The organism is Paenibacillus sp. FSL H7-0942 (genome assembly GCF_045040715.1).
Classification (GTDB): Bacteria; Bacillota; Bacilli; order Paenibacillales; family Paenibacillaceae; genus Paenibacillus; species Paenibacillus amylolyticus.
The window spans coordinates 4,543,697-4,558,378 of record NZ_CP150279.1 but is presented as its reverse complement, the minus strand read 5'-3'; the positions used below and the strand labels follow the sequence as shown (position 1 = coordinate 4,558,378).

14 protein-coding genes are annotated in these 14,682 nt (G+C 46.7%); 7 read left to right on the top strand and 7 right to left on the bottom strand.

What is annotated here, in order from left to right; all coding sequences use genetic code 11:
• Positions 1-88 precede the first annotated feature (88 nt).
• A complete protein-coding gene (locus tag MHI48_RS20280; protein ID WP_047843649.1) occupies positions 89-2,071 on the top strand; it encodes an ATP-dependent DNA helicase in 1,983 nt (660 codons plus the stop codon).
• A 489-nt stretch (positions 2,072-2,560) separates the two neighbouring features.
• Here the strand turns inward: MHI48_RS20280 and cysK are convergent, their stop codons facing one another.
• From cysK to MHI48_RS20260, 4 genes are all read right to left on the bottom strand, one after another.
• Entirely contained in the window at positions 2,561-3,517 is a 957-nt protein-coding gene (gene cysK, locus MHI48_RS20275; RefSeq protein ID WP_076327985.1) for a cysteine synthase A, read from the bottom strand.
• A gap of 163 nt (positions 3,518-3,680) precedes the next feature.
• Entirely contained in the window at positions 3,681-4,064 is a 384-nt protein-coding gene (locus MHI48_RS20270) for a hypothetical protein (protein ID WP_036674948.1), read from the bottom strand.
• Between the two features lie 454 nt (positions 4,065-4,518).
• A complete protein-coding gene (locus tag MHI48_RS20265; protein ID WP_017687536.1) occupies positions 4,519-4,752 on the bottom strand; it encodes a hypothetical protein in 234 nt (77 codons plus the stop codon).
• Positions 4,749-5,786, bottom strand: coding sequence for a nucleotide-binding protein (locus tag MHI48_RS20260; RefSeq protein ID WP_083677397.1), 1,038 nt, complete (start codon positions 5,784-5,786; stop codon positions 4,749-4,751). The genes MHI48_RS20265 and MHI48_RS20260 overlap by 4 nt, the downstream gene beginning before the upstream one ends.
• 949 nt (positions 5,787-6,735) lie before the next feature.
• Between MHI48_RS20260 and MHI48_RS20255 the strand changes: the two genes are divergently transcribed.
• On the top strand, positions 6,736-7,470 hold the full coding sequence (locus tag MHI48_RS20255; protein ID WP_036614465.1) for a YitT family protein: 735 nt from the start codon (positions 6,736-6,738) through the stop codon (positions 7,468-7,470).
• A gap of 122 nt (positions 7,471-7,592) precedes the next feature.
• Here the strand turns inward: MHI48_RS20255 and MHI48_RS20250 are convergent, their stop codons facing one another.
• Entirely contained in the window at positions 7,593-8,063 is a 471-nt protein-coding gene (locus MHI48_RS20250; RefSeq protein WP_405141583.1) for a DUF2188 domain-containing protein, read from the bottom strand.
• A 390-nt stretch (positions 8,064-8,453) separates the two neighbouring features.
• On the opposite strand from MHI48_RS20250, the gene MHI48_RS20245 reads away from it, so the two are divergent.
• The 3 genes from MHI48_RS20245 (at position 8,454) to MHI48_RS20235 (ending at position 11,316) form a co-directional block, all read left to right on the top strand.
• Complete coding sequence (locus tag MHI48_RS20245) at positions 8,454-9,254, top strand: lipid II flippase Amj family protein (protein WP_249913447.1); 801 nt, start codon at positions 8,454-8,456, stop codon at positions 9,252-9,254.
• Positions 9,255-9,390: 136 nt separating this feature from the next.
• Positions 9,391-9,999 carry a TetR family transcriptional regulator C-terminal domain-containing protein gene (locus MHI48_RS20240; RefSeq protein WP_405141581.1) on the top strand — a complete coding sequence of 203 codons (609 nt, stop codon included), beginning with the start codon at positions 9,391-9,393 and terminating at the stop codon, positions 9,997-9,999.
• Positions 10,000-10,080: 81 nt separating this feature from the next.
• Positions 10,081-11,316, top strand: coding sequence for an MFS transporter (locus tag MHI48_RS20235; RefSeq protein WP_405141579.1), 1,236 nt, complete (start codon positions 10,081-10,083; stop codon positions 11,314-11,316).
• Positions 11,317-11,419: 103 nt separating this feature from the next.
• On the opposite strand, the gene msrA is transcribed toward MHI48_RS20235, so the two are convergent.
• The gene (gene msrA, locus MHI48_RS20230; RefSeq protein WP_339283339.1) at positions 11,420-12,382 is read right to left on the bottom strand and encodes a peptide-methionine (S)-S-oxide reductase MsrA; all 963 of its coding nucleotides are present in this window, start codon (positions 12,380-12,382) and stop codon (positions 11,420-11,422) included.
• 180 nt (positions 12,383-12,562) lie between these two features.
• A complete protein-coding gene (locus MHI48_RS20225) occupies positions 12,563-13,252 on the bottom strand; it encodes a TVP38/TMEM64 family protein (RefSeq protein ID WP_143781418.1) in 690 nt (229 codons plus the stop codon).
• Positions 13,253-13,373: 121 nt separating this feature from the next.
• Between MHI48_RS20225 and MHI48_RS20220 the strand changes: the two genes are divergently transcribed.
• Together MHI48_RS20220 and MHI48_RS20215 are read left to right on the top strand one after the other, a co-directional pair.
• A complete protein-coding gene (locus tag MHI48_RS20220) occupies positions 13,374-14,312 on the top strand; it encodes a Gfo/Idh/MocA family protein (RefSeq protein ID WP_100527167.1) in 939 nt (312 codons plus the stop codon).
• A gap of 32 nt (positions 14,313-14,344) precedes the next feature.
• Entirely contained in the window at positions 14,345-14,659 is a 315-nt protein-coding gene (locus MHI48_RS20215; protein WP_036674958.1) for a hypothetical protein, read from the top strand.
• The last annotated feature ends 23 nt before the right edge of the window (positions 14,660-14,682 follow it).

Below are 14,682 nucleotides of genomic sequence, written 5' to 3'. Positions count from 1 at the left end.
GCTTGTCACCCGCTTCATCGCGTGAGATAATTAACTTTTGCCCTGCGGCCTTTTTTGAACGGAAAATGAAAGAGGACCGCGTCTAAGAATGGAGGCTGACCTAGGATTGTCTACACAACGTTATCCTTTTGCATATGATCCGGCTGAACCTTTTGTATCCCGTCTCGGGGAATGGGTTGCCGATGTTTTTTACGATATTTTGCCAGAGTTCGGCTTCGAGGTACGGGATGAACAGATTTTTATGGCGTACCAGCTCGAACGGGCCTATGGAGATAAAAAGACCATTATGGCGGAGGCTGGTGTCGGAACAGGCAAGACGTTAGTCTATCTGCTCTACGCGGTCTGTTATGCACGTTATACGGGCAAACCGGCGGTGATCGCCTGTGCCGATGAGTCCTTGATTGAACAGCTTGTGAAGCCCGGCGGAGATATTGCGAAGCTGGCTGCACATCTGGACTTGGAAGTGGACGCACGTCTGGGCAAATCACCGGACCAATACGTCTGTCTGAACAAATTAAGTGCAATGCGTTTTGCGGATGAGGATGCGCCTGTTATTGAAGAAGTGCATGAGAGTCTGCCGGATTTTGTGAATACCCCGGGTACACTTCAGGCCTTCCATCCGTATGGTGACCGTAAACAGTATCCACATCTGAATGATCGTCAGTGGAACAAAATCAACTGGGATCCGTTCCAGGATTGTTTTGTTTGTCCAAAAAGACAACGCTGCGGCCTGACGCTGTCGCGTGACCATTACCGTCGTTCCAAAGACATCATCATCTGTTCCCATGATTATTACATGGAGCATGTGTGGACGTATGATGCGCGCAAACGCGAGGGACAATTACCACTGCTGCCTGATCACAGCTCAGTTGTATTTGATGAAGGACATTTGCTGGAAGAAGCAGCCCTGAACGCACTGAGCTACAAGCTGAAACACCGCATCTTTGAGGAACTCGTCACTCGCCTGTTAGAAGGAGAGATTCGTGAATCCCTCGCCGAGTGTGTAGATGAAGCGATTGAGAGCAGTGAGCGACTGTTTGCGTTGCTGGATACGTATACGGTCGCGATCCCTGGTTCGGAACGGAAAGAAGTTCGGGTAGAGCCGCCACTGCTACGTGAGATTGAACGTCTGACGAGTGTGCTGGATGCAATCGGCGAAGAACTGGTATTTGAGAGCGGATTGTTCTCGCTGGATGGTTACCAGATGCGTGTCGTGGAAGAACATCTCGATATGATTCAGTCTGCGCTTGCCTTGTTCCGCAAGGAAGATGGTTACATCTGTTGGGCGGAAGAGAGCGAGGATGAGACGACCTTATCGATCATGCCGCGCACCGTGAAGGAAATGCTGAACGAGCGTGTGTTCAACACAGGTATTCCAATCGTGTTCTCCTCCGCCACGTTATCTGTGGACAGTTCATTCCGTTATGTGGCGGACAGCCTGGGCATTGATGATTTTGTATCATTCTCGGTGGCTTCCCCATATGATTATGCGGACAAAATGAAGATGAAGATTACAGATGAAGCTGTACCAGGTCACCCGGAGAACGAAAATCGCATGCGTGATGCGGTGTCGTTACTTCAGGAGAGCGGGGGACGTGCGCTGGTTCTGTTCCGTACGATGGAAGAGCTACGTGCGTTCAAGCAGGACATCGTTCATGTACCTGAAGCAGAAGGTTTGCGCTTTATGTATGAGGGCGATCGGGAGATCAGTGATCTGATCGCGGCGTTCCAGCAGGATGAGGAAAGTGTGCTGTGCTCCGTTAATCTGTGGGAAGGTCTGGACGTTCCAGGTCCGTCATTATCCAATGTCATGATCTGGTCGCTTCCGTATCCACCACAGGACCCTGTCTTCAATGCAAAACGCAGTGCGTCGGCAGCACCATACGAAGAGATTGATCTTCCGTATATGCTCTTGCGTGTGAAGCAAGGTCTCGGACGTCTGATTCGGACAAGCACCGATTCCGGTTCTGCGGTCATTCTCGATGAATCGCTGTATACCAAAAAGGAAGCCAAAGACCGCATTGCGGCCCTGCTTCCCGAAGGTGTGGAATGGACTACCCTGACACACTAACCAGCTTACGTTAAATGTTCTTACTTTGTTTTTGATGATAAGGTTTCTTGCCAAAATAAGTTCTTGTTCTCTGCGGATTCACCATCCGTATGTGAGCAAGAGCTTATTTTTTTATTTTGATGGTTCCTTCAATGTACTTCGCTTCCCTTTTTTCAAGGGATTTTCCCTCGCTCCTCGCTACCAATCGCTTCAACATTCTAACGAACCTACCGCACCTTATTAGGGTGATCATTAAGCGATGTGAATTCTAACGAATCTCAGTAACGTTATCCCGGCGAAAATAGCTTTTAAGCCTGAATCGACCGAATTTGGAGGAATAACGTCGCTGTGATTCGTTACACGTCAAACCCACGCAAAGAGGAGCGAATAGCGTGTGTCAGGTTCATTAGAACCAATGACCAATGAGCGCTAATAAGGGAGGGCCTCTGTCATGCTCATGACTTATGGGAGATGGAAGCCCCTTTTTGATGTGTACAGATTTATGCTGTGTTAAAAAATACCCATGCTCAGATACCGTTCCCCGGTATCCGGCGCAATGCAGAGCACCCGGTGCCCCGGCCCCAGTTCCTTCGCAATGCGAAGGGAGGCCCACACCGAAGCGCCAGAGGAAGGGCCGAGCAACAGCCCTTCCCGGGCAGCAAGCTGCCGCATCGTATCCAGTGCGTCCTCATCGGACACCTGGATGATGGCATCCCACACGTCGGTATTCAGGATGTCCGGAATGAACCCCGGACTTGTACCGACGAGCTTGTGTGGTCCGGGCTCGCCACCGGACAACACCGGAGAACCTTTGGGCTCCACCGCATAGATGCGGATGTCAGGTAACTGCTTACGCAGTTCCTCCCCGGTGCCGGTAATGGTTCCACCAGTTCCCGCCGTAGCGATGAAGGCATCCAGCTTGCCTTCCATCTGCTGCATAATCTCGGGAGCCGTCGTGATCCGGTGAATGTCCGGGTTCGCCTGATTCTCGAACTGCTGCGGAATGAAACTTCCTGGAATGTCTGCTTGAAGTTCTTTCGCTTTGCGAATTGCACCAGGCATCCGCTCCGCAGCAGGGGTGAGTACCACATCTGCGCCGTAGGCTTTCAGAATGTTGATGCGTTCCTTGGACATATTGTCCGGCATAATCAGAATGGCTTTATATCCTTTGGCGGCGGCATTCATCGCAAGACCAATCCCGGTATTGCCGCTCGTCGGTTCAATAATGGTAGCACCAGGGAGCAAGTGTCCCGCAAGTTCAGCCTGAACGATCAGGTTGTAGGCGGCACGGTCTTTGACGCTGCCACTTGGGTTGAAGTATTCCAGCTTCACATATACGTCAGCGGAGTCGCTACCTGTGAGTCGGTTTAGTTTAACAGCAGGTGTATGGCCGATCAGTTCTGTTACATCTGCGGCAATGCCTGTATGTGCGGGTGTTTGTTTAATCGAATGTGTATTCAAATCCATGAAGTACAACTCCTTGATTGATAAGACGTTGAGAGTATATCCGGTTGAAATCAATTCATGCCTTATTGGAATGGTTGGATATCTCTTCTCCATCTTAATGAACGTAACCTTCCGTGGTCAACTTGTTTTGCTGGGGAATGGGTTCTATATTGTTAGAGTTGTATCAGGTCTGCGCCAAGTCCATCTGCAGATGCCGACTGAGTTCTTTTTTGACTTCATTGCGTGCGAATGTCCACAGCATATAGAACCGTTGCCAATACCCTCTGCACATATACAGAGTTTCGATACCCTCGGCTTCCCGTTTCTCTTCCAGTACTTTGACACCGCGTGTTCTCATCTGTTTACGAAGGGCCAACATCTCCTTGAGCACATTGTTCTGAATGCGGGTCAGCGACAGAATGTAGACTTCGGGCATCTTCAGCAGCAACGTATCCAGTGTGTGAATATCTCGTTCAAGTACATCCAGCAAAAGCGTACGCACAACCAGACCTTTAATCAGACGATGGTCTTCATCCGCAGGGGATGGGGCGGAAGTTGAGGATGTCATATGTTCACTTCCTTAACCTTTAATTGGAATTTTATATTTACAGAACATGTGTTCCTATATTATAATCAATATATGTAATGGAGATACACAATACAACCGAGAAATATTGGAAGCACACATTATCGCATTTTTCTAAAGGTACAGATAGTGAGTGAGGCTAGGGATTTAGGGACAAGCCTGCTCCAAAATAAGGTATAATTTATGGGTTTTGCAGGAAACCTAAGGCCATAAACCAAATAAGCCTTATGCAATGCAGTCTGCTACAGAAGTAATTACAAGCAATGAATTGCGATCATGATTCAAGGATGCCTTGCCTTAACACAATGGCACCAGGTCAACGAGTAGAAGCAGTTTTATTTTAGCGAAAATGAGCAACAAAAAAGCCCCTGCCTTGGGCGGCGGGGCCTATGGAATACTGCCGATTCAGCGGCAGGTTTGATGATGTGTTCAGAAATTAAGCAAGATATTGAGGCTTTTCGTAGAACGCCTCTTTTTCAAGGATGACCTTATAAGGTCTTTCCTTGCCCTTCAGGGAGGGCCCAATGGTAGTTAGCGGTACGGCCGGCTTGTGGAAACGATCTTCTTCCTTGGGTTCCGGAACCGGTCGTGATGATTCGGGCGCAGAACTGAGGCGTACCTTTTTTTCGCTGCCCCAGCGCTTGCTTATTTTTTTCGTTTCCGGTTTCATTCCGGTTCGCCTCCTAACAAATCGTTGATGGCGTTGAACAGTTGACGATTCTGTAGGTCAATCTGCTGAAATACCGCCTCATCCGCTTCAATATGTCCAATAATGTGAACGGTGATTACATACCTCTTGGCTACAGGATAGCATAGCAGATACTCTTTCTCAAGGTAATCATCATACAGGTTAATCTTGATTTTATTCTCCCGGTAAGAATCAATCACCAGAATGCGCTTGGGATCATCCGGTTGTTTGTCGTCGTTAGCGGACAAGTCATACTTTCTCCCCGGTTCTCCAACATTACCACATAATTGCTCAATGTAACCACTGTCATCTGTACGGTATATGGCTGTGCCACGTACAGCGAATGGAGGATGAGAGACAAAGGCAGTACGCAAGGCATCGCTCATTCGCTCCAGCATCTTGGCATCTGCTTTGCGGGTACGCAGCAATTCCCTAAAGAACCGCAGCAACTTAAGCAGTTGTAACCTTGCTTCTCCCTCAGTGCGTTTATGCTCCTCAATGATGTTCTCCAATTCTGGATCACTCCAGCGTCCTTGTTCCTCAATACTGTCTGCGATTTTGGAACATGCCACGGACACGGCTGGTGCCCACTTTCCGTCGGAACGGATTTCATATACGAGTGGATTTAATCCCAGCAGATCTGTGGGCATACGCAATCCTTCGACCTTGGTTGTGTCCTTGATGTCTGTAATATCCTCAGGAAGAATGAAAAAAATACGTTTTCGTCCCAGACGACCCATAAACAGACCCATTTCCAGCATTGTATTATCCCGGACTGACGCGTAGTACTTCCCGCGAATTTTGGATATATCATCCGGATGAAAAATAAAAATGGCAAAGTCAGTCGTACGGACCTCTACTTCCAGATCGTCCATGGTATAGCTGCTTGGATTAAAAACCCCGGAATACCAAGGGGTAACTTCGGCTGAAAAACGTAAGTTTTCGTGTACTGCGGCTGCAATCGGCTTCGCTTCCAGCGAGCAGCCAATAAAGACTCTTGGCTTTAACGTTTTCATCAATCCGCCTCGCTTAAACGGTAGTGGGATTCAATTGTTATATTATACCATAAACAGCAGAGTAAGTCTGGAAACGTCTGAACTGGACAAAGAATAAGCCGATTACGTTTGCTATAGTGTATGTGTGAAAGGAAAATGATTCCTTTAAAAAGCGCAAGAAAATAAAAAAAGGCCCCAATTTGTCACAGTTGGGTGACTGACAGTTATTTTTGGAAGCTTTGGTCATAGAATAAAGGAGCAGGTTGCACCATTAGCAAGCATTGCTTATCCTGGTGTTGCCGTATGACTGCTGGAGCAGTCCAAAGGCTACTTTATGCCTGTTTTTGAGGGGTCTACTGTTTAGACCCGGTCACGTTGGTGTTATATAATAGAAGAACAAGCAAGTTAGCTTTGGTGTTTAAACTGAATGAACTTGCAACTGCTGTAAGTTGGATTTACAATTTACACAGGAACGAAGAGTGCAGAACCCATCTGTAGAAGCGAAGCGTTCGCCTGAAAGCTTTTTGAATGAAAGCAGCTTCGGAAGCATAAGCGATCACCGGATTTTCCCCAGAGGGAAAATGGAATTCCAAAAATCCGGGGATAACCGCGATCAAAAGAGGGTACTGTAATCCAAGTGTAAGTGTACAATTAAATGTTCAAGCTTATGCATTGTAGTTATTTTTCAGTTTAACTGAGCACAGCTAACCACAACAGAACAGAAAGGATCAGGATACCATGAGTTCCCGAAGGACAATCTCCCCAAGGACGATCTGGAAACGTTACGATCTCTCATACACATAGCGCCCCTTGTAGAGTACACCAACCGGTTCAAAAAAACGGCTGACTCTGCGAAAGAGGGGATTGGAATGAATATTCGAAGGACGTACACGATGATTTCTTCCAGGCTTACCTTTTGCAGGGTACGGTCGGTCTAAAAAACCAACCTACAAACTGCGAGGGAACCTGAATGAAGAGAACATCGTTAACCTTACAACACGTTAAAACAGAGGCGATCAAATTCGCCATTATGCTACTCGGTACATTTATTTTAGCTTTTGCTTATTATCACATTAACTTTCAGAATCATTTATCGGAGGGCGGATTTGTTGGTCTGGCCCTGCTCGGAAAATACGCAACAGGCTTATCACCTGCTATCGGTATGTTGTTACTGGACATTCCGGTCATGATCCTGGCTTGGTTCCTTAAAGGCTGGAAATTCATGATTCAGGCATTGCTTGGCGTCGGTGCATTTTCCCTATTCTATGACGGCTTTGAACGATACTCCACACTGGTATTGTCGTTTAACGGAAATCTGTGGATTCCGGCAGTTCTATCCGGTATATTGACAGGGGTAGGCGCTGGGATCGTGCTTCGATTCGGTGGAGCGACAGGTGGAGACGATATTCTCGCCGTGCTGGTTAGCCGCTGGAAGGGATGGAAGCTGGGAACAGTTTTCTTTGTCAGCGATGCTTTTGTATTGGGATTGTCGCTTTTCTTTCTTCCGGTAAAAGAAACTTTATATACGATTCTGGCCGTATGGATTGCCAGCAAAGTCATCACGTACGTTGTTAGTGTTCCGGCTCGCGGAACCGTGGTTACAACTTCGGCTGTGAAATTGCCGATGCCATCGGCTGCAGCCAAGGCAGTTAACGCTGCTGCTATTTCACAACGGACTACGGTGGCTAGAGGTGTATCCAATTAACCATACGTTTCAGAACAACCATAACCTGTATGCACATTCAGGTCTTGATAGTTAAAGTTCATACAAAATCCCTTTTGACTGCTCTTCAGTAGCAAAAGGGATTTTGTTGTTTTCCGATTCATTCAGGGCTTGATCGAAGAAGCAATCTGACCATCCTGATTATGGATAATCGCTCGAATATTTTGTTTGCTACTCAGTTCTTTGGCCTTATCTACAGCTTCTGCCTTAGTATCGAATGTCGACAGATAGGTAGACTTTCCTTCTTCCTTGATCGCCCAACCGGAGTCGGTAGGCACGACATGGATGTTGTCATGACTTTTGGACGAAGAGACGGGCTCGGAATGACGACGATCTGTGGAAGACGACTTTTTAGAGTTGGAGTTATCGGAAGAAGATGTGGAGTCCGATTTCGAACTTTCCGGTGCGGGATGGTTCTCATCCCATTCTTCTGCCTTAGCTGTCGCTATGGCAATCGAGCGCCCTTCCTCATACCCGTCATCGAGCAGAGCATTGGCAATCTCAATTGCTTTATGTCTAACACGTGGCTCCAGGTTCTTCATGGATACCGGATAATCCTGTTTGTTCCAAGGCATATGAACCCCTCCTATACAGTAATGGATTAGTTGTATATTACCCTGTGAGGGGAGGGATAAACGATGAACAGCCGAGGTCGTAAGTGCATTTACCGATGATCTATATAAATTGAAATAAACATTTACACGAAACGGAGAGGACAGAAAAAACCTGAAGAAACGAAGTGTTCGCCTTTATCCCCGAATTTACCCCTTTATAAAAGGAATCAAAAAATCTGGGGATAACAGCGATCGGAAGGTTGTTCTGTCATCGGAGTGTCCATTGTAAACATTCTTTATTTAAACTTATATAAAAGGATCTCGTTCCTATACTTTTGCAAGCCAGAGGAGTATAATGCTGTCCATGAAAGAAATAAGTTCAATAACAGGAATATAAAGGAGTACATACATATGTTTAGTCTTAGTCTGGCAATCCCTATGCTGTTCACCATGCTGATTCATGCCGCAGACAGCTTGTCATACGCGCTCCGCCTCGGTGGATTACGCACCCGCAGAATCGCGTTGGCCATTTCATTGGCAGGTATCTTGTTGTTGGTTTCTCGAACCTCGAATATGGCCCAGGGTCCGATGGTAGGTAATCTAGTGGATACTGCAACACGTGGAGCCAATCCACACTTTGCGGCGCAGCTGCACTGGTTAATGGGTGCGGCAACAATTGGAACGGCATTAGCCATATTGTGTTTTCCAACCATGGTGAAGCTCTCATCAAGAATGGTTGTACATTTTGAAGCAGCCGGTTCCATCCCTGCGATGGTTCGCGGTATGCTGAAGCGAAGCAAGATTAGAAATGCAACGTATTACATCACCCCGCCATCCTGGAAGATGGCCAAACGATTAGTACAACATGGGATGCCAAGACGGTTAATGCTGCTTAATGTAGCGGTAACCGCAATCTATACCACGGGTGTCCTGTCCAGCTTATACGCAGCGTACCTTTACCCAGGGCAGGCTGTAGCTGCATCCCAATCAACCGGGTTAATTAACGGAATAGCGACTATTTTGTTAACCATCCTGATTGATCCGCGGATTTCCCTGCTCAGTGACAAATCATTACGTGGCGAGATCCGTTTGGATCGCATGAATCAGATCTATGGATGCATGCTCGTATCCCGTTTATTCGGTACTCTGTTGGCACAGTTGTTATTAATTCCATTTGCGTATTGGATCGGTTGGATCGTAAGTATGATGTGACGACTTCTTTCCTGAATTGTAGCCAGGCACTCTCTTGTACATCTTTTGAAACAGCAAATGAGAGGGTGCCTGTGCAAAATGAATTGACGGAGTATTTGTGCTGTGATATTATTAGACCGAATAGTCGGTTTAATTTATGGGGGTTTTTCCAATCGAAGTTAAACGAAGAAAAGATGTTACCCAGATAAAGAAAGACATTGCACGTAATACCAAGGAACTGTTTGCCCAAAAGGGATATAGTGCAACTTCCATGGAAGACATATGTACGATTAACAATCGGAGTAAAGGCAGCATCTATTATCATTTCAAAAGCAAAGAAGAGTTATTCATGTATCTAATCAAGCTTAACAATGAAGATTGGATGGATGCTTGGCTGGACAAAGAATCCGGGTATAAGACTGCCATAGACAAATTGTACGGACTTGCTGATCATTACGTGGATGATTTGGCTAACCCGCTGAATCACGCCATTAACGAGTTTGTCTCAGGTCAGGTCGTCAGTCAGGAGATGCTTGATGAGATGCTTTCCCTGATCCGAATTCCGTATGCGACATACGAGTCCATTATTACTAAAGGGATGGAAGATGGAGAGTTAAAACCGGATGACCCACAGGATGTAATGCACATCATCTACGGTCTGTTTAGCGGATTGACTACACTCTATTATGAGAAGGACCTGACGGATATTCGTCGTATTTACCACAAAGGCATGGCCGGTCTGCTGGCAGGCATTCAACAACGTTAACCATGAAAAGCTGATGTAAAGTCAGTTTTTCTTTTTAAATATTAATAAACCGGACAGTCGGTTTAAAAGAGGAGATGGAGAATGAACTCATTGTTCAGGAATAAAGCTTTTTTAATCGTGACAGGGTCTGATCTGCTACAAAATCTGGCGATATGGATCCGGAATATGGCGATCCTCTATTATGTGATGGATCGAACTCAGGGAAGTCCAATAGCCGTCTCGCTGATTACCGTGCTTGAATATGCCCCGATTTTTGTTTTCTCCATCATAGGCGGTGCACTTGCTGATCGCTGGAATCCCAAACGTACGATGATACTGGGGGATATTCTGAGCGCGTTGTCTATTGTCATGATTATCGGTGTTTTATCTTCCGGGTATTGGCAGATTCTATACGTAGCCACGTTTGTATCCTCTATCGTTAGCCAGTTTTCTCAACCATCCTCTCTAAAGATTGTGAGGCGAAATGTAAAGGGAGAACATTTGCAATCTGCAATTGCTATTACACAGAGTGGTCAATCGTTGTTTTTAATTCTGGGACCAATCGTCGGAACGTTTATATACACTGCAATGGGAATTCAGGCATCCATGTACGCATTACTCATTCTGTTCCTCATCTCTGCGCTTCTACTCACATTTCTGCCTAAAGACGCCACTCAGCGGGAAACAAATACCTCATTATTAGCGGATATCAGAGAGGGCTGGAAATATGTTGCTCGATCTCGCTCGTTAAAAATGCTTAGTCTGGTATTCATCTGTATAGGGCTTTCGGCGGGTCTCATCAGTCCACTTGGAATATTTCTGATCACTGAACGTCTGGGACTTGAAGCAACGTCGTTACAGTTTTTATCTGGTGCGTCCGGAGTAGGTTTATTGATTGGAGGAGGTATTGCGGCTGCTGTAAGTGCTAAGCTGAACCAGACCTTAACTCTGCTTGTAGGTGTGCTGTGTCTGGCTGTAGCCACGATGGGGGAAGTGTTATCCAGTTGGTTCTGGCTGACCCTTTTGATCAGCTTCTTAAGCTCAATCAGTATGGCATTCATCAACGTCATCATCTCCACATACTTGGTCACTCGGATAGATGAGCATTTGATCGGGAGAGTGAATGGCACCATCACACCTTTATTCATAGGAAGTATGCTTCTTGGATCTTCGATGGCAGGTGTACTGATGAACAGCACATCCATTTTTATCGTCTACGCAATCTCGGTTACCGTGATGATCCTGGGTATTGTTCCAGCGATGCGAATTCAATTTCGTAATGATCAGATGGCTCCTGCCAATCAATTGAATTCGGAAATCTCTTCGAGCCAAACCTAATCAATGCATTCTTGTGCAACAATAGTTCGTCTATGAAAACAAAAATGTACAACAAAAAAGCAGCGGGATCATCCCACTGCTCTTTTTGTATTTGTATTATAACTTATTGGAAAAGGACGGCGTACTCACCGTATCCTTCTTTTTGCAAGTCTTCTTTGGGCACAAAACGAAGTGCCGCAGAGTTGATGCAATAACGCATTCCACCTGCTTCGGCAGGACCATCGTTGAACAGGTGACCCAGATGGGAATCGCCCTCACGACTTCTCACTTCGGTACGAATCATGAAGTGGCTGAGATCGGTTTTTTCCTTCACGTTGTGGTCACGCAATGGACGTGTGAAGCTCGGCCAGCCGCAGCCGGAGTCGTATTTGTCGGTAGAACTGAACAATGGCTCGCCAGATACGATGTCCACATAGATACCATCACCGTGGTGATCCCAGAATTCGTTATGGAATGCAGGCTCGGTCGCGCTGTTCTGCGTAACTTCATATTGAATCGGCGTCAAACGCTCTTTCAGCCCGTCTTTATCCACGTTACCGGTCCAGTTACGTTCGATGAAATCTACACGTCCAGAACCTTTGCTGTAGCGTTTGTAATGGGCAGGGTTCTTCCGGTGATAATTTTGATGATGTTCTTCCGCTTCATAGAACGGTTTGGCTGGCAAAATGGGTGTGAAGATTGGTTTGTCAAAACGTCCGCTTTGTCCCAGCTCCGCTTTGGAAGTTTCCGCAATCTTGCGCTGTTCTTCGCTGTGATAGAAGATGGCCGTCTGATAGGAAGATCCACGGTCATGGAATTGCCCGCCTGTATCCGTAGGATCAATCTGCTGCCAGAACAGTTCAACCAGTTTCTTATAAGGGAAGATGGCAGGGTCAAACGTAATTTGCACAGCCTCTACATGTCCTGTTGTCTCCGAGCAGACCTCTTCATATGTTGGATTCTCGGTATGTCCTCCTGTATAACCCGATACGATCTTATGAATACCGGGCAGTTCTTCAAAGGGGGATACCATACACCAGAAGCATCCGCCTGCAAAAGTTGCTAACTCACTTGAATGTTGTTCCATGCTATAGTCACTCCATTTCTGATGAAGATTTAGCGCTCGTGTTCGAGCTCCAGCAATCTACCGTTTTATTAAACTTGTTACACAAGCATTAGGCTTGCTCTTCTATTATATCCTGAATTGGCAAGCCAACCAAGCCGGAATGAAAACAAGCTGAATCTGAACGGTTTGCGAACTCTGAATTCAGGCTTTGTTGCGTGACCGAAAGCGAAATAAGAGCAATACAATGGCCATGAACACCAGATATCCGGCAAGGATGGCCAAGCTCAGCCAGATTGAGGTTTCAGCTTGTGCACCTGCATAGGCAAATACAAAAATCGCTGGCATTTTCCCAATGGCCGTGGCAAGCATGAAGACCCAGAATGGCGTGTACGTTATACCTGCGTAAATATTAACGGCCATCTGAGGCACGATCGGCAACAGTCGCATCGACATGACACCCATGAACGGATGTGCTTCCATCCATGTGGTAAAACGGTTCAGACCCCGAATACGTTCGAGGTACGATCTCGCCTGATGTCTGAAGATGGTTCTTGCTCCGCCGTAAACGAGCATGGCTGCAAGTGTGGTGCCAAGCCAGCATATCCAGGCTGCTGTGGTGGTACCGTAACTGTAACCAAAGGCGATAATAACAAACTTATAAGGAATTACAGGCACAAGAGCAAACAATGTTGCCATGGCGAGTAACAGCGGAATGGACTGATGAAGATCGGTCCAGGCCAGCAGTTCATATCTGTAAATAAACGTGACTCCTGCAAGTAAAACATATAACAGAAGCCATAACCATTTTCGCAAAATCCCAAACGCTCCTTTCAGATCAGGCAGGTCTGGTCGTGTCCCGATCTGTACTGCTGTTCCTCCTAAGTTTACCACGTTCGCCCATTGTCTGAACAATTCGTGCGAAGTGTGCTGCAATCACTGGCAAGTTGCTGTCCGAAGGGTTACACTATAGGACGTGGAAATATAGAACCGAACTGAAGGTGGAATGATCATCATGGAAACAACCCAACGTAAACGAGTTGCAATTATCGGCCTCGGCGATATTGCACGTAAAGTATATTTGCCGCTGTTAACAGCTCATCCGAACGTGGAGATTGTAGGCATTATGAACCGATCTCCGGAGCCGGTCAAAGCCGTTCAGGAGGCGTATCGATTAGAACGGGGAACAACGGATCTGAAGGAACTGTTGTCCTGGGATCTGGATGCGGTGTTTGTACATACAGCAACGGAAGCGCACTTTGACATTGTCATGCAATGTCTGGAACAGGGATTAGCCGTGTACGTAGACAAACCGTTATCCTATACGATTCGGGAGTCGGAAGAGATGACTGCTTTTGCCGAGGCACAAGGGCTGCTACTCGCAGTAGGCTTCAACCGCAGATTCGCACCGATGTACCAAAAAGCGAAAGAATGGATGCAGGGTGGAAAAGGTTTTGAATCCTTGACAGTGACCAAACATCGTACAGGCATTCAGGATCGTCCTGCGGCAGAAACTATCTATGATGATCTCATCCATATACTGGATCTGATGTTGTGGTACTCGGATCATAATGTGGAGTTGCTTCATCAATGGATTCGGAAGAATGATCTGGACAGACTGCTGCATGCAACCGGAACGGCCAAGCTGGGCAGAACAGCCTACGGTCGATTCGATATGGTGCGTGAAGCTGGGGCAGATCTGGAGAAGATCGAATTGCATGGTGGTGGACGATCTGTTGAAGTGGTGAACATGGACACGATCAGCTACATGGAACAGGGGAGTCTGGAAACCAAAGAAACGTTCGGGAGCTGGGACACCGTGTTAGCACGCAGAGGTTTTAGCGGAGCAGTTGACAATTTCCTGGCTTGTCTGGACTCACCTGATGATTGCCTGATCAGTGCAAGTCATGTCATGGACAGTCATGAACTGGCGGAACAATTGATTCGCAAATAATTGCAGAATACACATACGGAGGAATACAAGTTATGGATGAATATGAAAAGGAACGTAATAAACAGATCGAGGAAGCTGTTGTAGAAACCTATAAACAGGAAGAAGAGATGATGATCCTCGTATTTGCCCAGTGGTGTGTCAATAATGGTTTGGACCCGGAAGAGATGTACCGGCAAGCCTACCCGGATCAGCAGAGCAACGAGCGTTTGCAGCAGGTGCAGAAGCTGATTGTATCCAAGGAGGAAGCCGGTGAGATTCCGGATGATACGGTACTTGGCGTGTTGTCCATGTTTGGCAATGAAGATCTGGCGATGGTTGTATCCGAGGCCATAGCCGCGCGCAAATAAGTTCAACTTACGTATACTAATAT

Excerpts from the sequence above, each read along its gene's own strand:
- MHI48_RS20250 (WP_405141583.1), bottom strand. The coding sequence starts at position 8,063 with ATGCCTTGGAACAAACAGGATTATCCGGTATCCATGAAGAACCTGGAG.
- MHI48_RS20260 (WP_083677397.1), bottom strand. The coding sequence starts at position 5,786 with ATGAAAACGTTAAAGCCAAGAGTCTTTATTGGCTGCTCGCTGGAAGCG.
- MHI48_RS20215 (WP_036674958.1), top strand. The coding sequence starts at position 14,345 with ATGGATGAATATGAAAAGGAACGTAATAAACAGATCGAGGAAGCTGTT.
- msrA (WP_339283339.1), bottom strand. The coding sequence starts at position 12,382 with ATGGAACAACATTCAAGTGAGTTAGCAACTTTTGCAGGCGGATGCTTC.
- MHI48_RS20220 (WP_100527167.1), top strand. The coding sequence starts at position 13,374 with ATGGAAACAACCCAACGTAAACGAGTTGCAATTATCGGCCTCGGCGAT.
- cysK (WP_076327985.1), bottom strand. The coding sequence starts at position 3,517 with ATGGATTTGAATACACATTCGATTAAACAAACACCCGCACATACAGGC.
- MHI48_RS20280 (WP_047843649.1), top strand. The coding sequence starts at position 89 with ATGGAGGCTGACCTAGGATTGTCTACACAACGTTATCCTTTTGCATAT.
- MHI48_RS20265 (WP_017687536.1), bottom strand. The coding sequence starts at position 4,752 with ATGAAACCGGAAACGAAAAAAATAAGCAAGCGCTGGGGCAGCGAAAAA.
- MHI48_RS20270 (WP_036674948.1), bottom strand. The coding sequence starts at position 4,064 with ATGACATCCTCAACTTCCGCCCCATCCCCTGCGGATGAAGACCATCGT.
- MHI48_RS20240 (WP_405141581.1), top strand. The coding sequence starts at position 9,391 with ATGGGGGTTTTTCCAATCGAAGTTAAACGAAGAAAAGATGTTACCCAG.
- MHI48_RS20235 (WP_405141579.1), top strand. The coding sequence starts at position 10,081 with ATGAACTCATTGTTCAGGAATAAAGCTTTTTTAATCGTGACAGGGTCT.
- MHI48_RS20255 (WP_036614465.1), top strand. The coding sequence starts at position 6,736 with ATGAAGAGAACATCGTTAACCTTACAACACGTTAAAACAGAGGCGATC.
- MHI48_RS20245 (WP_249913447.1), top strand. The coding sequence starts at position 8,454 with ATGTTTAGTCTTAGTCTGGCAATCCCTATGCTGTTCACCATGCTGATT.